This window comes from Pectobacterium aquaticum, from assembly GCF_003382565.3.
In the GTDB taxonomy this organism is placed as follows: Bacteria; Pseudomonadota; Gammaproteobacteria; order Enterobacterales; family Enterobacteriaceae; genus Pectobacterium; species Pectobacterium aquaticum.
Genome location: NZ_CP086253.1, coordinates 1778296 through 1799538, shown reverse-complemented (window position 1 = coordinate 1799538; position 21243 = coordinate 1778296). Strand labels below are relative to the sequence as shown.

The window sequence follows — 21243 nt, the reverse complement described above, 5'->3', positions numbered from 1 at the left end:
ATGAGAGAATACCGCAGCGCCACTCTGCTGGCGCTGCGGTTTAAAAGGGATATTGTGCCGATACGGACTCAGCGATAGCGACACCGACATTCTTCAGACGGCACATTGCTGTGCTTTCATCATTACGATGCAAAAACAGACACGGCTCGCCTTCCCATTCCAGAACGGCGCATTCAACCTGTATTTCAGACAGGGATTGATTCAGTTGGCGCATGATGTTCCATGCGATATCGCCATCGTGGCTCAACAGTTTGAGGCCAATCAGGTTGTTGTCTTCTTCTCTGCCGCTCAGCGGAATCGGTTCAACATTGATACCTGCAAAACCCGATAACCAGCGATAACTTTGCGGCAAACGATGAACTACCGAAAGTTGGAAACTGTCCACTACTGTTTTCCTCAGGTAATAATTCACAAAATAGTAACATATTTATCATAGTAGCGTGTTCACACTATTTTTTGCCACTTTTAATGAACAAAAAAACAACAAACTCGCTTTTTCATATCGCGATAGTGGTTAACAGAACTGATTGCAAGGACTATTAATGCCAAATTGATCACGAATCTTTCTTCTTTTCTGGCTATATTTAACCTTTTCCATTTAATATCTCAACCCTTTTCAGCTCATTCATTCACTTTTTAGTCAAATATTTTACATTAATAAAACAAAATCCACGCATGTGGATCGCCGTAAGAAGGAAAATGAGGAATAAGAGAGAACAGACTCAGATGCAGGAACATCTTTCCTGCATCTGAGAAGAAGGAAAAATCAGGCTGCGGGAGAACGGGTTGCGTACAGATACAGCAGAAAGGCACCTATCGAACAGATTGCCATTGATAGCACCATCGGCCAGGCGCTGTTGAATGAAGCCAGAGAGAGGATCCCCCCCACAATCGCCCCCAGGCCGAAGCGTAGTGTGCCAGCCAACGACGAGGCCGTCCCTGCCATATGCGGGAAATCATCGAGAATCACCGCCATCGCATTCGACGCCACCATCGCAATACAGCCGACAAACAGTGCCACGCCAAACACCAGCGGCAAGAATCCGAGATCGAACAGGCAGACAATCACCAGCCATATTCCCATCGCAAACTGGATCACCAGCCCTGCGCGGAACATCGCCAGCGCGCCCAACCGTCGTACATTGCGGCTGTTAAACAGCGTCACCACAAAGAGAAAGACGACGTTCAGGGCAAAGTAGTAGCCAAAATTCTGAGGAGATACGCCATACAGATTGATATACACAAACGGCCCGGCGCTCAGGAAGGAGAACATGCCGCAAAACGAAAGCCCGCTTGCCACCATATAGCTGAACACCCGCTTATGGCGGAACAGGATGGCAAAATTCCCGATGGTGGTGCGCAGATGAAATTTCTGCCGCTTAGCGGGCGGTAAGGTTTCTTTAATAAAAAAGAAAATCAGCGCTGATGCCAGAAAAGCCGCACCAGAGATCGTCCAGAAAATAGAATGCCAACTAAACCACAGCAGCAGCCAGCCACCAGCAATGGGCGCAATGAGCGGCGCGACGGTCATCACCAACACGACGAACGACATCATGCGAGAAAAATCATCCCGCGAGAACATATCGCGCATCAGGGCATTAATCACCACCGCAGCCGCCGCAGCGGAGACGCCGTGCAGAAAACGCATGTAGATCAGTTGCTCTACCGTTTGTGCCAGCGCACAGGCCACGCCTGCAAACGCAAAAACCAGCGTACCGCCGAGAATCACAGGCTTACGCCCCAGACTATCCGCCATCGGCCCGTAGAACATCTGGCCAATTGCAAAGCCCAGCACATAGGTGCTGAGCGTCATTTGGACATGACCGTCCCCCACGCCAAATTCGTTAGCAATGGTCGGCAACGCAGGTAAATACATATCGATAGCTAATGGCATTAGCATCGAAATCAGGCCAAGAATAAAGATCAGCCCGAAATGAGAAGATCGGCGTAATTGCACTAATAACTCCAGATTAGAAAAAAGGTCATGCTATGCAGCATTATTTTACGCTGGCGATCTCCTCAGCACTTAACTCCCGGTATTCCCCCAGTTCCAGTTCGCTATCCAGATAGATGCCACCGATACGTTCGCGATGCAGCTCAACGACCCGATTCCCCACTGCCGCAAACATCCTTTTGACCTGATGATAGCGACCTTCGCTAATCGTCAGTCGAACGACATAATCCGTTATCTTCTCAAGCGTAGCGGGTTTGGTGAGGTTCTTCTCGTTATGCAGTTGCACACCTGCCGTAAATTGCGCGGCGGTGTCCTCGGCCAGCGGCTGTTCCAGCGTCACCAGATACGTTTTTTCACACTGGTGCTTAGGCGAGGTAATGCGATGCGACCATTGCCCGTCGTCAGTTAGCAGTACCAGTCCAGTGGTATCGATATCCAGACGTCCCGCCGCGTGCAGTTTGTACGCCACCGGGACATCCATGAAATACAGAATGGTGGGATGATCGGGATCGTCCGTTGAACAGACGTAGCCCTGAGGCTTATTCAACATGAAATAGCGCGGACCACTCTGTTGTTTCAGCGGTTCGCCATCAAACTCGACATTATGCTCAGGGGATAACTTGAACGCGCCGCTTTTTACCACTTCACCATCGACGGTAACACGCTGTGCGTGGAGCTCGCGCGCCACCAGTGAACGACTAATTTCCAATTGCTGGGATAAAAATTTGTCCAATCGCATTAAAACTCACTACCTATCTCAAATAACTGCCTATCTCAAAATCGTGAGACCCTAAATTGTGAGAGGGTAGTATAACGGGGGTTTGTTTACTCGTCCTGCAATTCACGGCTCATATGTTGCTCTTTTTAGCCGACTTTGAATTTCAACGCCTCTTGCTTATCCCTCGCGCCAGGTATTATCAACAGGCATAATAAGGGCAATTTTTTACATTTTAAGGACAGCCCCATGTCATCTATTCACGGTCATGAAGTGTTGCAAATGATGCTCACATCCGGTGAGTCATTTACCACCGAACAGCTGATTAGCACGATAGAAACCCGCTTCGGCAACGCAGCGCGTTTTCACACCTGTTCCGCCGAAAATATGACGGCCTCAATGCTGGTACAGTTTCTGTCTGAACGCGGGAAATTCATCCCGCACGATGCGGGCTTTACCACCAGCGCCAGTAAAATCTGCCAGCACTAGTTATGTCGTTCACACAGTCTGCCTCGTTCACACTACGGCCTTACCAGCGTGAGGCTGTTTCCGCCACACTCGACTATTTTCGCCGTCACACCCAACCGGCCGTCATCGTTTTGCCTACCGGTGCGGGGAAAAGTCTGGTGATTGCCGAACTGGCGCGGCTTGCTCGTGGTCGAGTATTGGTGCTCGCACACGTCAAGGAACTGGTCGCGCAAAACCATGCCAAATACTGCGCCTTGAATTTGGAAGCGGATATCTTCGCGGCGGGTCTACAGCAGCGAGAGAGTCAGGGAAAGGTGGTCTTTGGCAGCGTGCAGTCCGTCGCGCGTAATCTCGACCAGTTCGATAATGCCTTCTCCCTGCTGATCATTGATGAATGTCACCGCATTAGCGACGACGATAACAGCCAATATCAACAAATTATCCAACATCTGCAAAAAACTAACCCACAGCTGCGGCTGCTCGGCTTAACGGCGACGCCCTATCGGCTTGGCAAAGGCTGGATATATCAGTATCACTATCATGGCATGATCCGTGGCGACGAACGCAGTTTGTTCCGCGACTGCATCTATGAGCTGCCGCTGCGTTATATGATCAAGCATGGCTTTCTGGTGCCGCCAGACCGATTGGATATGCCAGTGGTGCAATATGATTTCAGTAAGCTCGTCGCCCGCAGCAACGGGTTATTCAGCGAAGCCGACCTGAACCTCGAACTCAAACGTCAGCAGCGTATTACGCCGCATATCATCAGTCAGGTCATCGATTATGCGCAAACGCGGCGCGGCGTGATGATTTTTGCGTCCACCGTCGAACATGCCAAAGAAATTACGGCCTTGCTACCAAACGGTCAGGCTGCGCTGGTCAGCGCCGATACGCCAGCAGCGGAACGTGATGCGCTGATTGAGGCTTTTAAACAGCAGTCGTTACGATATCTGGTCAACGTGGCGGTGCTGACGACCGGGTTTGACGCCCCGCATGTCGACCTTATTGCTATCCTTCGACCAACAGAATCCGTCAGCCTGTATCAGCAAATCGTCGGGCGCGGTTTACGGTTGTATCCAGGGAAAACGGACTGCCTGATTCTGGATTACGCTGGCAACCCGCACGATCTCTATACGCCAGAAGTCGGCAACAGCAAACCGCATGCTGGCAGCCAGCCAGTACAGGTCTTCTGCCCAGAATGTGGCTTTGCCAATCTATTCTGGGGAAAAACCACCCCGGACGGCGACATCATCGAACATTATGGCCGCCGCTGTCAGGGCTGGGAAATGGCGGAAAGTGGCCAACGCAAGCAGTGTGATTTCCGGTTTCGGTTTAAAGTCTGTCCGCACTGCGGCGCGGAAAATGATATTGCCGCGCGGCGCTGCCACCAGTGTGACGAGGTATTGGTCGATCCTGACGATATGCTGAAAGCGGCGTTGAAACTGAAAGATGCGCTGGTTCTGCGCTGTAGCGGCATGAGTTTCGAGCAGGGGCAGGATGCAAAAGGTGAATGGCTAAAAATCACCTACCACGATGAGGAAGGCGCCGAAGTGAGTGAACGTTTTCGCCTGCACACTACCGCCCAGCGCCACGTTTTCCTGCAACAATTTTTGCGTGTTCACCAACGCGCGCCGGGAACGCCGTTTAACTGGCAAAATGCCGCTGACGTCATCTCACAGCAACCTTTATTACGCGCGCCTGATTTTGTCGTCGCCCGCAAACACGGAAAATTCTGGCAAATACGCGAAAAGCTCTTTGATTATCAGGGACGCTTTCGCCGCGCCAACGAACTCCGCGGCTAAGTAATTTTGGGATTCATTTGCCCGCAGAGCCATATTCCGCTAGAATTCAGCCCGCTTTTGTTCGCAAAAGCTGAATAACCCAACCTGCTGCTGGGTCGCCTGTAGCAGGATTACTTTATATAAGTAGAGAAGAAAATGATTACTATCAAAGCAGAAGCACGTCAAGGTCAGGGTAAGGGTGCGAGCCGCCGCCTGCGTTCAGCTGGTAAATTCCCAGCCATCGTTTACGGTGGTTCAGAAGCACCAGTATCTATCGAACTGGATCACGACTCAGTAAAAAACCAAGAAGTGAAAGAAGGCTTCTACGGTGAGACAGTGATCCTGTCTATCGATGGCAAAGAAGTTAAAGTTAAAGTTCAGGCTGTACAACGTCACGTTTACAAGCCAAAACTGACTCACATCGACTTCGTTCGCGTTTAGTTTGCGCTGAAGTCGTTTTCCGGGACGCCGGAAAAGAAGAACGCCGCGTATGCGGCGTTTTTTTTATAAAAATTTGTTCATTCACAAAGGAATGTGAACATGTCTCGTGATATCTCACAGCGACTTATCGCTATCGATGCCCTGCGCGGTCTGGTTATGGTACTTATGCTACTGGACCATGTGCGGGAAACCTTTTATCTGCACCTGCAACTCGCCGATCCGATTGATGTAACCAGTACCGACCCCATGCTATTCATCAACCGTACGCTGGCGCATTTGTGTGCTCCCGTATTTGTCTTTTTAACCGGACTTTCTGCCGCGCTTTATCATCAGAAAGTGCAAGATCGCCGACAAACCGCCCTATTCCTGTTCCAGCGTGGCTTAATTCTCATTCTTCTTGAGCTCACGTTGATCAACTTTGCGTGGACGTTCCAATTCCCGCCACAGGTTATCTATTTACAAGTAATCTGGGCAATCGGCATGAGCATGCTTGCCCTCAGTGCGCTGATCTGGCTCCCTGCCGGGCTGGTTTTGATACTGGGCATCGTTATCGTGGGCGGACATAACCTGCTGGACCCTCTGCAGGCTTCTGCAAACTCCATTTGGTCCATTCCCTGGGCGATTTTGCACGATCGCGGTTGGATAGACATCGGCGACACATTCCGTATGCGTACTTCATATCCGGTACTTCCCTGGATTGGTGTCATTTCACTTGGCTATGCGGCTGGCGCACTATATCGAAAAGAAGTGTTTCCGCTTCAGCGTCAGAAAGCCCTGCTCACTCTGGCAGGGATCACGCTAGCGCTGTTCTTCGTTCTGCGTAGCATCAATCTGTATGGCGAAAAGCCCTGGCAGCAGGGTGATGTCATCACACAGACGCTCATGAGTTATTTCAACATCACGAAATACCCGCCATCATTGCTGTTCCTCTGTCTGACGCTTAGCATCGGGCTTTGCTTACTTGCCGTATTCGAGCATCAGCAGAAAAAGCGTTGGCTCGTTATACTGGCGAGTTTCGGTGCCGCTCCGATGTTTTTCTACCTACTGCATTTGTATGTTTTAAAAGGGATGTATTTAACTGCTGTCGCGATCTGGGGAAAAAATCAGGGAGAATGGTTCGGCTTTTCCGCCGTCTGGCAATTGTGGGTGTGCACTGTGATACTGATGGTCGTGTTATTTTCGCCCGTTCGCGCGTTTGCCCGCCTAAAAGCCCGCCGCAGAGACATCCGCTGGCTTAAATACTTCTAATCACTATCGTTTCAAACTGTTATCAGCCACTGCCCTTTTCCTGAAGTCAGAAAAAGGGCAGCGTCTTCTGGTGCCGACTACTTACCGCTGCTCGTTCGACGCTGTAACTGATCGCGCAGATTCGGCGGTGTGCCTTTAATCGTCAACGTATCCGTCGCCGGATCCCAGAAAATTCGCTCACCGAGCAATAGCGCATCAAAATTCAGGCTGATGCCGCCGCCGCTGCCAGCAAATTTGGTCAACTGGCGCAGTGTCCCGCGATCGGCTGGGAAGCTCTCTTCCAGCTCATAACCCTGATCGGCTGAAAACTGCTGAAAGGTTTTCTCGCCCAGCGGTGGCAGTTCCTGCGACAGCGATGCCAGCTCGATTTCCTCACCGGACTGCAACTGTTCATTGCAGTAGCTATACACCTGCTGACGATAATTCTGGCGCTCGTTTTTATCTAACTGCGCTTCTTCACAATACTCATCGACCGCTTTCAGCAAGCCACGGTTTTGTGCTTTGGTGTCCAGCCCTTCTGACGCGGCCAGAAAATCCATGAAGAAGTCAGATACTTTGCGCCCGACGCGGCCTTTGAGGAACGTCAGATAGCGAGTGGATTCTGGATTAACTTCCCATTCCGTCAAATCGATACGCGCAACGATATCGGCATGGTTGATATCCAGATAGTGCGTGGTGCTGATATCCAGCTGTTCATTAACTCGCATGCTGTTGCAGCTATTGAGCACCGATATCAGCAAATACTCGACCGCCAGATAACGATACTGGCAGAACAACACGATACCGCCTTCAGCAAACGGGTACTTCGCCAGCTCATCACGCAAGCGTCCGGTCGCGGCGCGTGAGAAACTTAGAAAATCCTCATCCCCTTTGCGACAAGCTCGCAGCGCATCCGCCAGCTCGCTTTGCTCATTAAACAGCCCATAGGCCTTACTTTTGGCGCTGTAGACGCGATGCAGTTCAGCCATCATCTCTTCTACTGCCGCATTGGTTGGCAATAGGGAATCACGTAACACCATTTCCAGCGTTTGTTCGTCACGTTTAATTAGCTGATGCAGGGCAATCTGGGCGATATCCAGACTCATGATAAACTCTCCTTTTGGCAAGGCGCGTATTCAAACACTGATACGAACGACCCGCAACACATTAAAGCCGGCCCTTTACATCTGTACGCGCGCTAAGCGTCTACACTACTTATTGATAAAAGTACGCCAGTGATAAAAGTACGTTAATGATAAAAGTGCAGAAAAGCATAAGCCTATACGGTAAGATAAGCGACTTTACCAGCTTGAGATACGCCATTTTATGCCACAATCATCCCGTTATAGTGACGAACACGTTGAACAACTGCTTTCTGAGATGGTCAATGTTCTGGAAAAGCACCACGCCCCAACCGATCTTGCTTTGATGGTGCTCGGTAACATGGTGACGAACCTGATTAACACCAGCATCGCACCTGCACAACGTCAGGTTCTGGCGCGTTCTTTCGCTGAAGCCCTGCAGGCTTCGATTAAAAAAGCCGATAAAGCTCACTAAGTCTTGACCAACGTATGGTAACCAACCGTCAGCGCTACCGCGAAAAAGTCTCCCAGATGATCAGTTGGGGACACTGGTTCGCCTTATTCAACATTTTGCTCACTTTGGGGCTGGGTAGCCGCTACCTGTTTGTTGCCGATTGGCCGACCTCTCTGTTTGGTCGACTTTATGCGCTGGTTAGCTGGCTTGGTCATTTTAGCTTTATCGTCTTTGCTGCCTATCTGCTGGTTATCTTCCCGCTCACATTTATTGTGATGTCGCAGCGCCTGCTACGGTTCCTGTCTGCGGCGCTGGCAACGGCTGGGCTAACGATACTGCTCGTTGATGTGGAAGTCTTTACACGCTTTCACTTGCACCTTAATAGCACCGTTTGGGAACTTGTCGTCAATCCGGGACAGGGTGAAATTGCCCGCGACTGGCAGTGGATGTTTATCGGCATTCCGTTGATTTTCATGGCAGAAATGCTGTTCGGCACCTGGTGCTGGCAAAAACTTCGCAGCCTGAACCGTCGCCATTTTGGCAAACCGTTAGCGGGCGTTTTTATCTCAGCGTTCTTCGCGTCACATCTGATGTATATCTGGGCCGATGCGAACTTCTATCGCCCGATTACCATGCAGCGCGCCAACCTGCCGCTGTCTTATCCGATGACGGCGCGTCGTTTTCTGGAAAAACACGGCCTGCTGGATGCACAGGAATATCAGCGTCGACTGATGCAGCAGGGTAATCCTGAAGCTATGACAGTGGAGTATCCGCTCAGTAGCATTACCTTCCGCGATGGCGGCAGCAGCTACAACCTGCTGATGGTGATGATCGACGATACGCAGCCCGATGCTATACAAAACCGGATGCCGAACCTGTCGCGTTTCGCCGCAGAAAACGTGCGTTTTAGCGATCATTACGATTCAGGATCTCAGCCAGACGCCGCCTTGTTTAACCTGTTTTACGGCCTCTCGACGACCTATATGGATGGTATTCTGAGTGCGCGGAAACCTTCTGCCTTGATCACCGCATTAAGCCTGCAGGGCTATCAGTTTGGGCTATTTTCAGCAAACGGCTTCAACAGCCCGCTTTATCGGCAAGCGCTGCTTTCTGATTTTTCCTTACCTGCGCCACAGCAGCAAGGCGGCGATGCCATCATCACGCAATGGCAGGAATGGCTCAACCGCGATAATAACCCGGCGCCTTGGTTCTCTTACGTTGAACTGAGCAGCTCACCGAAAATCGCAGATGGCAAAGGTGCTGAGCCTAACGATCGCATGAACATTCAGGACGTTGACCGCCAGATTGGGCAAATCATTCATACCCTGCAGGAAAAAAACATTCTGAATAACACGGTCGTCATCGTGACAACGGCGCAAAACCAGAATGCCACTACCAGCAACGCGACACATTTTGCCCGTACCCAATGGCAAACGCCGCTCATTGTTCACTGGCCAAACACACCTGCGCAGACCATTACGAAAATGACGGACAACAAAGACGTCATGACCACGCTAATGCAGCGCCTGCTCCACGTTAAAAACAGCACGGATGATTATTCGCAAGGTGAAGACCTGTTCTCAGCCCAACGACGCTACCCGTGGTTGATTAACGGCAACGGTGGCACACTGCTCATCACCACACAGGATCAGCTTATCGTGTTGGAAAGCAACGGCAACTACCGAGCTTACGACATGGCGGGAAATCGGCTGAATGATGAAAAACCGCAACTTGCCCTGCTCTTGCAGGTACTAACGAACGAAAGGCGCTTTATTGCCAACTAACTGTCTAAATCTAAAGCAGTCGTTTCATCCGGCTATTGCAATAAGGTCAGGAAACAGTAGTATAAACGCCTATAGCATCGGCACGTAGCGCAGCCTGGTAGCGCACCGTCATGGGGTGTCGGGGGTCGGAGGTTCAAATCCTCTCGTGCCGACCAAATACAACTTCGGTTAGTATCGTTTACTACCGGAAACCCCACAAGAACCCGCATTCTCACTGAGTTTGCGGGTTTTTTGTTGCCTGTTATCTATCGGTTTGCTACGTTTCCAGCCGGAAAGTTTAGGCATACGATTGGGCATACAATGCCTATATGCCTAAACCACGCATGCCTAAACCGGATTGTGGGGATTAATCATGGCACGACAAACCAGACCATTAACCAATACTGAAGTTAAAGCAGCTAAAGCGGACGACAAGCCAGTAGTGCTTTACGATGGTGACGGACTAGAGTTACTGATTAAACCCACCAGCAATGCAAAGCTCTGGCGTTTTCGCTACTACAAACCCACCACCAAAAAACGCGCTATGATGGCATTTGGTACCTATCCTGCTGTCTCTCTTGCGGATGCTCGACGCATGAAAGACGAAACACGCCAGCTATTGGCGAATGGCATCGATCCTCTCGCCAATCGTGAAAATGAACGTCTACGAGATGAAATGACCAAAGGCAACACTTTCCAGAAAGTCTCCGCTGATTGGTACGAAGTAAAGAAATCACAACCACTGGCCGAGAACACCATTAAAGATATCTGGCGTTCGTTGGAAAAATACGTGTTCCCGTTCATCGGAACCTTACCGATCACACAGCTTACCGCTCGTCACTTCATCACCGCACTGGAACCGATACAGGCCAGTGGCAAACTGGAAACCGTCAAACGGGTAAGTCAGCGAATTAACGAGGTGATGGATTATGCGGTTAACTCCGGGCTAATTCCTGCAAATCCCGCCTCCAAGATCCGCAAAGCCTTTCAGACGCCAGTGAAAACCCATATGCCGACCATTCGGCCAGAGGCATTACCTGGCTTGATGAAAACGCTATCGGTCGCCAGCATTGAGTTACAGACCCGCTTATTGATTGAATGGCAGCTACTCACCGTTACCCGCCCCGCCGAAGCCGCAGAAACCCGCTGGAGTGAAATAAACCTGACGGAGAACACCTGGACGATCATCCCCACCGACCGCATGAAAATGCGCCGCCCTCACCTTGTGCCACTATCCAGCCAAGCACTAAATATCATAGAGAAAATCAAGGATATTACTGGCAACTACCCAATGATGTTCCCTGGCAGAAATGATTCTCGCAAAACAATGAGCGAGGCCAGTATCAACCAAGTATTTAAGCGAATTGGATATACCGGAAAAGTAACCTGCCACGGCTTCCGCCATACCATGAGCACTATTCTGCACGAACAGGGTTACAACACGGCATGGATTGAAACCCAGCTTGCACACGTTGATAAGAATTCTATTCGCGGCACCTATAACCACGCGCAATATCTGGATGGACGCAGGGAAATGCTTCAGTGGTATGCCGACTATATGGAAGCATTGGAGAACGGCGGGAATGTGGTTCATGGCTCGTTTGGGAAACGTGCGTAACTGGATAGATAGACAGTTGTAGTATACCGCGATAGACTTCTTTAGACGAACAAAGAATAGGCTATGTCTAGGCTGATCCCCGAAAACCCGTACACCTCTGCGGGCTGGCATAGCCGCCAAAATTAGAGGGCGTGAGGTGGCGCTATTATGGAAAAAAAAATAATACCTTTTGAATATTGTTCATTGGAAAGAGCTGCAAAGTTTTTCTCTTGTGAGGAGGATGATTTTTTTCACTGGCAATCCATTGGAAAAATAAATATATCCTTTTATCTGGATGATATGGAGTCAACTATATTGTCTATCAATGGTGAAAGAATCGAAACATCATCACCCTTAATTACGAAAACCACTGAAATAGAAGAAATCGCACACAACAATTATTTTGATTACAATGATAAAAATTCTAATTTTTGTGCAAGCGATCTTGAGTTAGATAGTATTTCCAATGTTTATCGAATTAAAGGTTATGCATCTGGTCTATGGATACCATGCCAAGATTCCATCAATGTAATGGGTAGAGGCTCATCTTTACATGACGATTTTTGGTTGAAGCCATATTACTCCGATGTTGAATTTAGAATAATGATTAAAATAAACGATAAAAAACATGCAGATGATGAATATAGCATAGCTTCATCGCGAAGAATTTCAAAAAAAAGCCTTATTTTGTATAAAGATGATTTATTAAAAATTGACAATATACTAAATGGGAAGGGAGACATTAACGAAACAAAGCCAAATTCTAAGACAGCAAACTCAATGGCGAAATTCATCAAGTCATTAATAGCTATTAATTATGGCGTTCAGGTCGCAGAATCCCCAAGAAAATACTTAGAAGATACAGATAGTTCCATTTCTCGTGCGTTTCAGGAAAAAGGCATTTCCATCCCATCAGGAAAAACTGTATCGGCGTGGTTAAAGGATGTCGATATAGATCGTTATTAAAAAGGAAAATTAGAAAAATTTCGGAATATTCCAGAATTGTACATTGCCTGATGCTGAAATCCCCTTGCTTATCTCAACGCCTACTACTGACAAAAACAGCAAACAAGGGGACTACATGTCAATATCACTCATACGATTATCTGAAGCCCAGCGTCGTACTGGCTACAGTAAAGCATGGATCTACAAACTCATTGCACAAGGCCGCTTCCCGCATCCAGTAAAAATCGGTTCACGTTCCGTCGCGTTTATTAAAAGCGAGATCGATGAATGGATTAATCAGCGTATTGCTGAATCGCGTGGTGAGGTGGCTTGATGGAAATGAAAAACCGCCCATTACAGGCGGCCAGTCAGAAAGGTAACGCTTCTGATCATACCGCCAGCCTATCCATTAAACCAGTTCCTAAAAAACATCGCGCACGGCTCTTCATGTTGCGTTCCGGTGCTGGTGGCTTTACTGAGAATGACATTCTCCGCCATTGCTACCTTTCTTCTGGCCGGAATTACGCTACGGAATTAGAACGCCTGCTTGATATTCGGTTAGAGCGTATTGATGAACCAAACACGGACGGGATCGGCAGTCACTATCGTTATCGGTTTACAAAGCGTGATGATATTTCCCGTGTCATTAGGCTGGTAAACAACAATGCCGATATTAACGGCCACCAGCCACTTATCCAGCAAGAAATTAACCACATCCTGAGCCTGTACCCAGATTACGCCGCCAGCTAACGGAGCCTGATTTTATGACATCAAAAAATAATGACCTTAACGGTCAGGGATTTGCTCACCCTAAAAACGGCCAGAGCGATATTTTCAGTGTGGGTGAACAGGATATTTCTGTTATCAAATTTGAAGGTGCAAAAGTGCGGGTGGTGAATATTTCTGGTGAACCGTGGTTTGTAGCCAAAGACGTTTGCCAGGCACTGGAGATAGCCGATCACAAAGTGCCACTGCGTCGACTTGGTGAGCATGAAAAGGTGGGGTACTCAGTACCCACCCTTGCCGGTATGCAGAAGATGGCGACTGTTTCAGAGTCAGGCTTCTACAAACTCATTGCCCGCAGCCGTAAGGCTTCCGTTGAGGGAACGGCAGCCTATCGCTTTAGTGAATGGGTATTTGGTGAGGTTATTCCGTCCATTCGTAAAACAGGCTCTTACGGTGTGCCGTGGGCATTCCTGCATGACTTCACGCAACGTAAACAATCCTACCTCAAACAGGCCAGTAAGAAAGGCCGCGATCTGCAAGCCTGCAAACAGCAGAAGCAACGCTTAAACACGGAAGAGGAACAGCTATGGCGTGAGTATCAGCCAGCCTTACCACTGGCGGGAGGTAGCGATCATGATTAATCGCCAGTATCTCATCGGCACTGCGCATACTGTATACGAAATGCGCCCACACCGTTTAGCCAACTCAATTGCGCGTTTGCTGGCTGGCTACTCTTTTGATTTCTTGCGTAGCTCTGCTTTTAGCTTCCGCCCACAAGCATCCAGTACCCAGGCTGAAAAATTAGACGAGGGGTTGTCTTCTTTTTCTCTTTCTACGCTTGCGTCGATTTCTTCAATCAAGTCGTGTGGAAAACGGATTCCTTTGTACAGTGATTTATTGTTTTTGTGGCCTGTAGCCATGTTGCTTACCTATGAGAAGTGTTTTAACACCAAAAACCATACAGCAAGGTGTAAGAACAATAAAGTGTTTAAACAAAATAGCATTGACGTGTTTAAACACTATGTACTATGGTATTTAAACACCTTATCCACAGATGATACACAAATAACGAAGCCCAGTAGTGCGCCAACACATACCGGGCTTCTCACCACACCGTTATTAGGAGTAACGCTATGGCTGATTCACAGTCTACCCAAACTCACCCCAAATTTATATGGCGCTTTCTGGCGCTGGGCATGTCGTCTCGCCGCATTATTCGCATTGTTGCCACTACCGAACGCGAAGCGCGGGAAAAATCCCCGTCTGGCTGCGTCATGGTTTTTGCTGGCCGCCTGCCCGTTCAGGAGGTGCGCTATGTTCGATAACACGCCGTTAGCACTGGAAGAAATCATCGACCAATGCCGCGCACTGGCCTACGCCGCGGTTAACACCAATGAACCACAGGCGCGTGAAATCCTGTTATTCATCCTGCAAGAGCGTATCGATCACCTGTACCGCACCAGCCAGGCAGAGGATGAGCAAGCGGAGGTGGGACATGGCGCATAACCATTCACTGACACAGGCAGCCCAGCAGGCCGACAAGTTGTGCGTTCTGCTGATGCTGCTGGAAATGACACACAGAGAGCTGGATGACGGCGATTTATCGACAGCGTTAGCACTGGCCTGCGATTTATCCGGCACTTCATCCTTATGGCTGCTGGAAGAGCAAAAACAGCGAGGTCAAGACCATGAATAACGCTATTCCGCTGGATCTGGACGCCTTCCGTGCGGGGCAGGTTTCTGTCCTGTTTCACGTCATTCTGGAAATGGTGGAGAAAGAACGCCTTTCCCCTCAATTATCCGGCCTTATTGGGATCGCCAGCGATATTCACGCCGAAGTCCGCGAATCACTGGAACAGGAGGTAGGCAAGTGAAGAACGGGATCGAGACCAAACTGACCATGCTCCGTGGCATTCTTGACCTGATGACCTGCTGCGACGATTCAACCGAACTTGACACCCTCCGCAATGTCGCCTTAACCGCGTTGGTGGTGGCCGCTGAAATCAATGATGAGTATTGCCGTGAGCACTGCGGCGACAAACGTAACAAAGCCAAGGGAGCCACGGCATGAACAACATCATTTCTTTACCCCTGTCACCAGAACAGGAGATCGCCCCGTATATCGATGTTTCTCCGGATGGCGTCTGTCTGATGGCGCTGGGCGATGAAGGCGAATTAGAGATAGCAACGTGCCACCCATTTGATTATGCCCTTTCCAGCCTGAATCGCGGCCACTATGACCATGACCCGTTAAATGGGCTGCGAGTGCTCCATGCGCTGGCAAAGGCTGAAGCGAAAGGCTATTTCCAGCCCAATGATCAGCAAAATTTAGAAATGTGGCGCTGGCTGGTGGCTTACGAGTTCATAAGGGAACAGCAGCGGATCAACGGTGCACACAGTGCCACAGACAGCGGCAGCAATAACGGGGCTATCTACCGAGGAAAATACGGCACCCTGCCCATTTATCCCGCAACGGAACGCTTTGCGATGGCGAACAATATCGAGGGCGCATTGATCGGGAAATTTGGCCGTGAGCAAGGCACTAAAAACGCCACTCTGTTCTATCAGTGGATGCTCAATCATCAAAGCACAGAGCCTGAGTTGTCCGACATGGGACGGCAAACGCTGGCGGATATGCACGATGAGTTTATTCAGATGCGCAATAACGGTGCGCTACCACTCACACCAACGGCGCACTGAGGGCAAGTGAATGCGTAATATCGATTTTATCCGCAAGGTATCCGCCGCTGCTGCTGGTCGCTGGCCTGATGTGCTTTCTCAATTGGGGATCGAGGTTCCCCGCCACCCGACAACGCTAACCCCCTGTCCGGCCTGTGGCGGCACCGACCGCTTTCAGTTCGATAATCTGGAAGGGCGCGGGACATGGCATTGTCGCCACTGTGATCCGGAAGCGGGTGACGGGCTGGCGTTAGTGATGAACGTTCGCCAGTGTGCCGCTATGGACGCCGCGCAACAGGTAGCTGAAGCATTAGGTATTGATGCCCGAACAGGGGAACAGACCGCCAGCCAAAGCGAACCCACGCGACCGCTTACGGGGAATAATCTGCGTTCAGATACGGAGAAAGCACAGAGCTTTATCAAACGACTGGCGAAGCTGACCGCTCAAACGCAATCAGGAGAATCGTCTTATCTGGAGGGAAAAGGGTTAACGGGGTTTTCGTATCCGCTGCTGTCTGATGGCTCCCTGCTGCTGGCGCTACAGGACGAGAACGGCACCACCACCGCCGCACAGACAATCAAGCCCGATGGTAGTAAGCGACTGGTGACCGATTCCGCCAAACGCGGGGCGTATCATGCGGTTAACGCACCAGATCAGCCCGATAAGGTGGTGATCGCCGAAGGATTGGCGACCGCACTAAGCGTTCACCTGATGCGCCCTGAGGCGTTGACCATCGCCGCTATCGACGCAGGCAACATGGCGCCAGTAGCAAAGACGATGCGTGCTCTGTATCCCAATGCGCAAATCATCCTTGCCGCTGATAACGACATCGTGACGGGTAAACCGAACGGCGGGAAGGACTGGGCAGAGAAAGCCGCCCGTGAGGTGAATGGCTGGGTAGCCCTGCCGCCTACCGATGAAAAAGCCGACTGGGACGATTACCGCCAGCAATTCGGGCTGGCAGCGGCTACACAGTCGTTTGCCGAATCACTGTATCAGCGACAGGCCGATGTGCCGGCTGACGACAAACGGAACCTTGACGACCCGTTAAAGCCGCGTGTCGAGAGCCGCAAAGATGGCGTTTTCTGGATCACGCCCAAAGTGGATAAGGTCAGCGGCGAGGTGATCAACAATGAAAGCTGGCTATGCTCACCGTTAGACGTGATCGGCAGTGGCCGTGACGACAGCGATCAGTTTCTGATATTGCGCTGGCATGTTGCTGGGCGTAAAACACCTGTCACCGCTGGGTTACCACTGGCCGATATTGGCGAACGGGAAGGATGGCGCACGCTGAAAGCCGGCGGCGTGACCGTGACAACAAAAACCTTTTTACGCGCCATTCTGGCCGACTGGTTACAGAATCAGGGGAAAGCTGAACTGTGGCAAATCAGCCATACCACAGGCTGGCAATGTGGCGCTTACATCATGCCAGACGGGGATATCATCGGTTCACCGCTTCAGCCCGTCTTATTCCGGGGGCGCAGTGCTGCCGCTGGTGGCTATGCGATTAAAGGATCGGCGACAAGCTGGCGCGACAGCATAGCCCAACTGGCACAGGGTAACCCTTCTATGATGACCGCGATCGCCGCCGCCTTAGCCGCGCCACTCATCGGCCTGTCTGAATCAGACGGTTTCGGCCTGCATTTCTATGAACAGTCCAGCGCAGGGAAAACGACCACCGCCAATGTCGCGACCAGCCTTTACGGTGACCCCGACGCGCTAAAACTCACCTGGTACGGCACCGCGCTGGGGATTGCTAATGAAGCCGAAGCGCACAATGACGGCCTGCTGCCACTCGATGAGGTGGGACAAGGTAGTGATGCGCGTTCTGTCTCCACCTCTGCCTATACGCTGTTTAATGGTGTCGGTAAGTTGCAGGGCGCACGGGAAGGCGGTAACCGTGAGCTAAAACGCTGGCGCACGGTGGCGATCAGCACGGGTGAAATGGACATGGAAACCTTTCTGACCAGCGCAGGCATAAAATCCAAAGCCGGTCAGTTGGTGCGCTTGCTCAATTTGCCACTGGAAAAGGCGCAGCAGTTCCACGGACACAAGAGCGGCAAAGACCATGCCGACGCACTGAAAGCGGCCTATCGCATCAATCACGGTGCGGCTGGGCGTGAATGGATACGCTACCTTGCCCACCACCAGAAAGAGGCGATACAGGCCGTCAGAGAGGCTGAAAACCGCTGGCGATCGCTTATCCCCGCCAACTACGGTGAACAGGTTCACCGCGTAGCAGAACGTTTCGCCATTCTGGAGGCGGCGTTGCTGGTGGGCAGAACGATCACGGGCTGGAATGAACAGGAATGTCGTGACGCTATACAGCACAGCTTTAACGCCTGGTTGAGAGAGTTTGGCACAGGCAACAAAGAGCATCGGCAAATTGTCGAACAGTGTGAAGCATTCCTGAATGCGCATGGCCTGAGCCGGTTCGCCCCATTTCCTTACGACCCTACCAGCCTGCCTATTCGGGATTTGGCCGGATACCGTGACGACAGAGGCAAGCACGAGGATGCGCCGATGATTTTCTATACCTTCCCCGCGGCGTTTGAGGGCGAGATCGCCAAAGGGTTTAATGCGAAGCAATTCGCAGAGGTATTAAAAACCACAGGGATGTTGACCCCGCCCACCAGCGGCAGAGGGTTTCAGCGTAAATCCCCCCGCATTGATGGACGGCAGTTTAACGTGTACGTGATCCACTACATGCCAGAGGAAGAAGCCACGCAGGAATAATCCCCTACGTGCGATAAAGTATGTTGGTTCAGTCAGTTCAGTTGGTTCAATCTGTTAGATTCTTTGTTTTATAAGGGAAATATTTTCTGTTTTGAACCAACACTGAACCAACAAACGGGCAGTTTGAACCAACAGGGTGATGTATCCGATTATTTTCTGGCTGGATGCGTGAACCAACAAAAATCACGGCTGAACCAACGCAATAAGGGCTATGTTGGTTCACATAAATCCAGTGCTGGCGCGGCTTAGCAGCCCGTGAACCAACTGAACCAACCGAACTGACACCTTTCTGCTGATCTATAGAGGAATTTGGCGGAAATAAAAAAGGCAGGGAATAGCAGCCCAGCGAACTGGGCTACGTTCAGGCAGCTTTCGGTGAAAACTTCTCAATAAACTCCTGTTTCACCTGAATATCAAAATCGGTGAACATGGCTACCGGCTTAACACTTCTCCCGACTTTTTCCAGCCTTACAAAGCCATGCGAATTCAGTGTTTTGAGCGTCACGGATAAATTGCTTTTCTGACGGCCAGACATTTCCGCCAGTTCGGTGAGGGTTTCTGGTTTTTGTTCATCCATAAGTCGCAGCAAAGCGATATTCTCATTACTGAGCACTTGAGCCAGTGCGTTCATGGAAGTAAACCACACTTTAGGCTCCCCTTCTTCCGGTTTGTACTGACCTTTGACGATGGCAAGCATTCTTGCGCGGATCACAGCTTCAGGCATAACGCCAATCAGGGCTTTCATCGTATTAACCTCTTTTTTCACGTTCTGCGATAACTTCATCTATTCGGGTAAAGAAATCTTCAAGTAACTGCGCGACAGACACAAACTCATATGGATAACCTTTATCCACAGGCGTTCGGTGTACATGGTCATAGACCAGACGACCCGAAAATTTCCCTTTCTTGGGCGGCTTAATGGCGTGTGCGTTATCCATTCCGAATACCCGTGTATTGTGCTTGTCATGCAGCGTCAGCGCATACCGGATACCATGCGGGATGAAAGCCGTCGCTTTAACTTCCCAAGCATCCACTTTCCACCAGTATCCATCTTCTCGGTATACCGTCTCGCCATGCAATGACAGCAGGTAACCTAAAGCACTATCACGTTCCATATGTCACCCTATAATTGTTATGACCCAATCATAACAATAAGTGCTCATATGTCAAATCCAGCCAGACAATAATCCACATCCTGCTTGCCCCATTCATCAATACGCGCTAAATTCTCGAAAGATACCGGAGTATGCCTTAAAAGCTGCTCCGGTATTTTTTTGCCAAAAATCTGCCATAACCTCCAAGCCTGCATGGTTCGCCCAGCAGGCTTTTTTAAGGTTCATCGCGCTTAAGCGTGAACCAATAGAAAACGGCGGTAAAAGTGGTTAGTTTTGTATTCGCCAAAACACTAACCGACCACTCAACCGCCGTCTGCCATGAATGCTAACCTCTCTTCCCTTTTCTGGGAAGGCTTTACCGTTGACTCCTTTTCCCATTCCTCATCTGATGCGCTGCTTATTACGCTTCGCCCAGAACCCAGTTTTACACCCCAGTGCCGCCGGTGTGGCCGAAGAGACTGTGCCGTTCATGATGTCTCTGTACGTCAGGTTCGTGAGCGGGATTTGCTGCACTGGCGCGTCACGCTTCTGGTTCCTGTTCGTCGTCTTCGCTGCGCCTGCTGCGGTGTTGCCACCGAACGTATCTCCTGGTTGCCTGAGAGGCAGCGTTACACCTCTACATTATCAGTCTGGGTTGAGTCTCTTAGCCGTCTACTCCCCGTGAAGCACGTAGCACAGCTGACAGGCCTGCACTGGCACACCATCAAGAATATCGACCTCCGCCGTTTGCGTCGGGAATTGCAGGAGCCAGAGCGACATACACTTCGTCGCCTGATAATGGATGAGTTCGCCCTGTTTAAAGGTCATCGCTATGCCACTGTGGTCGTGGACGCTGATACGCAGCAGGTGCTGTGGGTCGGGGAAGGTCGCAGCCGCGCGGCCTTCCGCCCGTTCTTCACCTGGCTGGGACCGGAAGGCTGCGCGGCTATCGAGTCTGTCGCAATGGACATGAACACGGCGCTGGACCTTGAAGTCAGGGAGCAATGCCCACAGGCGGAAGTGGTCTATGACTTGTTCCACGTGGTGGCGAAGTTCGGTCGCGAGGTCATCGACAGGGTGCGGGTTGACCAGGCGAATCAGCTACGTGACAACGCGAAAGCCCGGAAGGTTATCAAGCGCAGTCGCTGGCTGTTGCTGCGTAACGCTGAAAATCTGCCAGCAGGTCATGATGTAAAGCTGGCAGAGTTGCTGGAGGCAAACCAGCCGCTGAACACCGTGTACGTGATGAAAACTGCGCTGAAAGAGCTGTGGTATGCGCCGGATAAGGAGGTCGCCCGGCATCGCTGGGATGAATGGTACAGGCAGTCTCAGGAGAGCGATATAAAAGCGCTGCAGCAGTTCGCAGATAAGCTCAAGGGCTACGTGAGCGGGATAATCGCCAGTGCTGAACATCGTCTGAATACGAGTGTGCTGGAGGGGATGAATAACAAAATCAAGGTACTAAAGCGAATGGCTTATGGATACCGGGATAACGACTACTTCTTCCTGAAAATTAAAGCAGCGTTCCCCGGTAAAGCGCGATGAACCACAAAAAAGCTCCCATTTAAGGAAGCTTTTAT

Annotated in this window: 26 protein-coding genes and 1 tRNA gene; 20 read left to right on the top strand and 7 right to left on the bottom strand. The window is 50.5% G+C overall.

The genetic code is table 11. From position 1 onward, the window contains the following. Positions 1-40: 40 nt before the first annotated feature. The 3 genes from DMB82_RS08460 to rsuA form a co-directional block, all read right to left on the bottom strand. Positions 41-385, bottom strand: a complete 345-nt coding sequence (locus DMB82_RS08460; RefSeq protein ID WP_039485625.1) for a YejG family protein — start codon at positions 383-385, stop codon at positions 41-43. A 381-nt stretch (positions 386-766) separates the two neighbouring features. Beyond that, positions 767-1957 carry a Bcr/CflA family multidrug efflux MFS transporter gene (locus DMB82_RS08455; protein ID WP_116155668.1) on the bottom strand — a complete coding sequence of 397 codons (1191 nt, stop codon included), beginning with the start codon at positions 1955-1957 and terminating at the stop codon, positions 767-769. A gap of 40 nt (positions 1958-1997) precedes the next feature. Beyond that, on the bottom strand, positions 1998-2693 hold the full coding sequence (gene rsuA / locus DMB82_RS08450) for a 16S rRNA pseudouridine(516) synthase RsuA (RefSeq protein ID WP_102118856.1): 696 nt from the start codon (positions 2691-2693) through the stop codon (positions 1998-2000). A 225-nt stretch (positions 2694-2918) separates the two neighbouring features. Here rsuA and DMB82_RS08445 point away from each other — a divergent pair, with 225 nt between their 5' ends. The 4 genes from DMB82_RS08445 to DMB82_RS08430 all read left to right on the top strand — a co-directional run bounded on the left by DMB82_RS08445 (position 2919) and on the right by DMB82_RS08430 (position 6607). Continuing rightward, positions 2919-3158, top strand: coding sequence for a YecH family metal-binding protein (locus DMB82_RS08445; protein WP_102118857.1), 240 nt, complete (start codon positions 2919-2921; stop codon positions 3156-3158). Positions 3159-3160: 2 nt separating this feature from the next. After that, a complete protein-coding gene (gene radD / locus DMB82_RS08440) occupies positions 3161-4939 on the top strand; it encodes a DNA repair helicase RadD (protein ID WP_116163508.1) in 1779 nt (592 codons plus the stop codon). A gap of 135 nt (positions 4940-5074) precedes the next feature. Continuing rightward, entirely contained in the window at positions 5075-5359 is a 285-nt protein-coding gene (gene rplY, locus DMB82_RS08435) for a 50S ribosomal protein L25 (RefSeq protein ID WP_010277411.1), read from the top strand. Between the two features lie 99 nt (positions 5360-5458). Beyond that, on the top strand, positions 5459-6607 hold the full coding sequence (locus DMB82_RS08430) for an acetyltransferase domain-containing protein (protein ID WP_116163510.1): 1149 nt from the start codon (positions 5459-5461) through the stop codon (positions 6605-6607). A gap of 77 nt (positions 6608-6684) precedes the next feature. Here DMB82_RS08430 and yejK read toward each other — a convergent pair whose 3' ends face one another. After that, entirely contained in the window at positions 6685-7692 is a 1008-nt protein-coding gene (yejK, locus tag DMB82_RS08425; RefSeq protein WP_102118860.1) for a nucleoid-associated protein YejK, read from the bottom strand. A 220-nt stretch (positions 7693-7912) separates the two neighbouring features. Here yejK and DMB82_RS08420 point away from each other — a divergent pair, with 220 nt between their 5' ends. From DMB82_RS08420 to DMB82_RS08385, 8 genes are all read left to right on the top strand, one after another. Further along, positions 7913-8143 (top strand): YejL family protein, encoded by a 231-nt coding sequence (locus DMB82_RS08420; RefSeq protein ID WP_005967239.1) that lies wholly within the window; start codon positions 7913-7915, stop codon positions 8141-8143. A 14-nt stretch (positions 8144-8157) separates the two neighbouring features. Then, the gene (gene yejM, locus DMB82_RS08415; RefSeq protein WP_116163512.1) at positions 8158-9906 is read left to right on the top strand and encodes an LPS biosynthesis-modulating metalloenzyme YejM; all 1749 of its coding nucleotides are present in this window, start codon (positions 8158-8160) and stop codon (positions 9904-9906) included. Between the two features lie 78 nt (positions 9907-9984). Beyond that, positions 9985-10061, top strand: a tRNA-Pro gene (locus DMB82_RS08410). A gap of 197 nt (positions 10062-10258) precedes the next feature. Continuing rightward, complete coding sequence (locus DMB82_RS08405) at positions 10259-11503, top strand: integrase domain-containing protein (protein ID WP_116163514.1); 1245 nt, start codon at positions 10259-10261, stop codon at positions 11501-11503. Between the two features lie 147 nt (positions 11504-11650). Then, on the top strand, positions 11651-12448 hold the full coding sequence (locus DMB82_RS08400; RefSeq protein WP_116163516.1) for a hypothetical protein: 798 nt from the start codon (positions 11651-11653) through the stop codon (positions 12446-12448). Between the two features lie 115 nt (positions 12449-12563). Next, on the top strand, positions 12564-12761 hold the full coding sequence (locus DMB82_RS08395; protein ID WP_102119516.1) for a helix-turn-helix transcriptional regulator: 198 nt from the start codon (positions 12564-12566) through the stop codon (positions 12759-12761). After that, complete coding sequence (locus DMB82_RS08390) at positions 12761-13177, top strand: hypothetical protein (RefSeq protein WP_102119517.1); 417 nt, start codon at positions 12761-12763, stop codon at positions 13175-13177. The genes DMB82_RS08395 and DMB82_RS08390 overlap by 1 nt, the downstream gene beginning before the upstream one ends. 14 nt (positions 13178-13191) lie before the next feature. Further along, positions 13192-13794: a BRO-N domain-containing protein gene (locus DMB82_RS08385; RefSeq protein ID WP_116163518.1), complete on the top strand. Its 603-nt coding sequence runs from the start codon at positions 13192-13194 to the stop codon at positions 13792-13794. A gap of 87 nt (positions 13795-13881) precedes the next feature. Here DMB82_RS08385 and DMB82_RS08380 read toward each other — a convergent pair whose 3' ends face one another. Continuing rightward, positions 13882-14073 (bottom strand): YlcI/YnfO family protein, encoded by a 192-nt coding sequence (locus tag DMB82_RS08380; protein WP_102119519.1) that lies wholly within the window; start codon positions 14071-14073, stop codon positions 13882-13884. Between the two features lie 213 nt (positions 14074-14286). Between DMB82_RS08380 and DMB82_RS08375 the strand changes: the two genes are divergently transcribed. Genes DMB82_RS08375 through DMB82_RS08345 form a run of 7 tightly spaced genes read left to right on the top strand, consistent with a single transcriptional unit; the run spans position 14287 to position 18569 of the window. Beyond that, complete coding sequence (locus tag DMB82_RS08375) at positions 14287-14478, top strand: host cell division inhibitor Icd-like protein (RefSeq protein WP_033071113.1); 192 nt, start codon at positions 14287-14289, stop codon at positions 14476-14478. Continuing rightward, on the top strand, positions 14468-14659 hold the full coding sequence (locus tag DMB82_RS08370) for a hypothetical protein (protein ID WP_102119521.1): 192 nt from the start codon (positions 14468-14470) through the stop codon (positions 14657-14659). Before DMB82_RS08375 ends, DMB82_RS08370 begins: the two co-directional genes overlap by 11 nt. Further along, complete coding sequence (locus DMB82_RS08365; RefSeq protein WP_102119522.1) at positions 14649-14849, top strand: hypothetical protein; 201 nt, start codon at positions 14649-14651, stop codon at positions 14847-14849. The genes DMB82_RS08370 and DMB82_RS08365 overlap by 11 nt, the downstream gene beginning before the upstream one ends. Then, positions 14842-15027 (top strand): hypothetical protein, encoded by a 186-nt coding sequence (locus DMB82_RS08360; RefSeq protein WP_116156626.1) that lies wholly within the window; start codon positions 14842-14844, stop codon positions 15025-15027. Before DMB82_RS08365 ends, DMB82_RS08360 begins: the two co-directional genes overlap by 8 nt. Continuing rightward, the gene (locus DMB82_RS08355) at positions 15024-15224 is read left to right on the top strand and encodes a hypothetical protein (RefSeq protein ID WP_116156627.1); all 201 of its coding nucleotides are present in this window, start codon (positions 15024-15026) and stop codon (positions 15222-15224) included. The genes DMB82_RS08360 and DMB82_RS08355 overlap by 4 nt, the downstream gene beginning before the upstream one ends. Further along, positions 15221-15853, top strand: coding sequence for a hypothetical protein (locus tag DMB82_RS08350; protein WP_116156628.1), 633 nt, complete (start codon positions 15221-15223; stop codon positions 15851-15853). Before DMB82_RS08355 ends, DMB82_RS08350 begins: the two co-directional genes overlap by 4 nt. A 10-nt stretch (positions 15854-15863) precedes the next feature. Further along, positions 15864-18569, top strand: coding sequence for a TOPRIM and DUF927 domain-containing protein (locus DMB82_RS08345; protein ID WP_116163520.1), 2706 nt, complete (start codon positions 15864-15866; stop codon positions 18567-18569). A 361-nt stretch (positions 18570-18930) separates the two neighbouring features. Here DMB82_RS08345 and DMB82_RS08340 read toward each other — a convergent pair whose 3' ends face one another. Further along, on the bottom strand, positions 18931-19314 hold the full coding sequence (locus tag DMB82_RS08340) for an HVO_A0114 family putative DNA-binding protein (protein WP_102119528.1): 384 nt from the start codon (positions 19312-19314) through the stop codon (positions 18931-18933). A gap of 4 nt (positions 19315-19318) precedes the next feature. Then, a complete protein-coding gene (locus DMB82_RS08335; RefSeq protein ID WP_116163522.1) occupies positions 19319-19684 on the bottom strand; it encodes a toxin-antitoxin system TumE family protein in 366 nt (121 codons plus the stop codon). Between the two features lie 318 nt (positions 19685-20002). Between DMB82_RS08335 and DMB82_RS08330 the strand changes: the two genes are divergently transcribed. Then, on the top strand, positions 20003-21208 hold the full coding sequence (locus DMB82_RS08330) for an ISL3 family transposase (protein WP_102119601.1): 1206 nt from the start codon (positions 20003-20005) through the stop codon (positions 21206-21208). The last annotated feature ends 35 nt before the right edge of the window (positions 21209-21243 follow it).

Excerpts from the sequence above, each read along its gene's own strand:
- rsuA (WP_102118856.1), bottom strand. The coding sequence starts at position 2,693 with ATGCGATTGGACAAATTTTTATCCCAGCAATTGGAAATTAGTCGTTCA.
- DMB82_RS08445 (WP_102118857.1), top strand. The coding sequence starts at position 2,919 with ATGTCATCTATTCACGGTCATGAAGTGTTGCAAATGATGCTCACATCC.
- radD (WP_116163508.1), top strand. The coding sequence starts at position 3,161 with ATGTCGTTCACACAGTCTGCCTCGTTCACACTACGGCCTTACCAGCGT.
- rplY (WP_010277411.1), top strand. The coding sequence starts at position 5,075 with ATGATTACTATCAAAGCAGAAGCACGTCAAGGTCAGGGTAAGGGTGCG.
- DMB82_RS08430 (WP_116163510.1), top strand. The coding sequence starts at position 5,459 with ATGTCTCGTGATATCTCACAGCGACTTATCGCTATCGATGCCCTGCGC.
- yejK (WP_102118860.1), bottom strand. The coding sequence starts at position 7,692 with ATGAGTCTGGATATCGCCCAGATTGCCCTGCATCAGCTAATTAAACGT.
- DMB82_RS08420 (WP_005967239.1), top strand. The coding sequence starts at position 7,913 with ATGCCACAATCATCCCGTTATAGTGACGAACACGTTGAACAACTGCTT.
- yejM (WP_116163512.1), top strand. The coding sequence starts at position 8,158 with ATGGTAACCAACCGTCAGCGCTACCGCGAAAAAGTCTCCCAGATGATC.
- DMB82_RS08405 (WP_116163514.1), top strand. The coding sequence starts at position 10,259 with ATGGCACGACAAACCAGACCATTAACCAATACTGAAGTTAAAGCAGCT.
- DMB82_RS08400 (WP_116163516.1), top strand. The coding sequence starts at position 11,651 with ATGGAAAAAAAAATAATACCTTTTGAATATTGTTCATTGGAAAGAGCT.
- DMB82_RS08395 (WP_102119516.1), top strand. The coding sequence starts at position 12,564 with ATGTCAATATCACTCATACGATTATCTGAAGCCCAGCGTCGTACTGGC.
- DMB82_RS08390 (WP_102119517.1), top strand. The coding sequence starts at position 12,761 with ATGGAAATGAAAAACCGCCCATTACAGGCGGCCAGTCAGAAAGGTAAC.
- DMB82_RS08385 (WP_116163518.1), top strand. The coding sequence starts at position 13,192 with ATGACATCAAAAAATAATGACCTTAACGGTCAGGGATTTGCTCACCCT.
- DMB82_RS08380 (WP_102119519.1), bottom strand. The coding sequence starts at position 14,073 with ATGGCTACAGGCCACAAAAACAATAAATCACTGTACAAAGGAATCCGT.
- DMB82_RS08375 (WP_033071113.1), top strand. The coding sequence starts at position 14,287 with ATGGCTGATTCACAGTCTACCCAAACTCACCCCAAATTTATATGGCGC.
- DMB82_RS08370 (WP_102119521.1), top strand. The coding sequence starts at position 14,468 with ATGTTCGATAACACGCCGTTAGCACTGGAAGAAATCATCGACCAATGC.
- DMB82_RS08365 (WP_102119522.1), top strand. The coding sequence starts at position 14,649 with ATGGCGCATAACCATTCACTGACACAGGCAGCCCAGCAGGCCGACAAG.
- DMB82_RS08360 (WP_116156626.1), top strand. The coding sequence starts at position 14,842 with ATGAATAACGCTATTCCGCTGGATCTGGACGCCTTCCGTGCGGGGCAG.
- DMB82_RS08350 (WP_116156628.1), top strand. The coding sequence starts at position 15,221 with ATGAACAACATCATTTCTTTACCCCTGTCACCAGAACAGGAGATCGCC.
- DMB82_RS08345 (WP_116163520.1), top strand. The coding sequence starts at position 15,864 with ATGCGTAATATCGATTTTATCCGCAAGGTATCCGCCGCTGCTGCTGGT.
- DMB82_RS08340 (WP_102119528.1), bottom strand. The coding sequence starts at position 19,314 with ATGAAAGCCCTGATTGGCGTTATGCCTGAAGCTGTGATCCGCGCAAGA.
- DMB82_RS08335 (WP_116163522.1), bottom strand. The coding sequence starts at position 19,684 with ATGGAACGTGATAGTGCTTTAGGTTACCTGCTGTCATTGCATGGCGAG.
- DMB82_RS08330 (WP_102119601.1), top strand. The coding sequence starts at position 20,003 with ATGAATGCTAACCTCTCTTCCCTTTTCTGGGAAGGCTTTACCGTTGAC.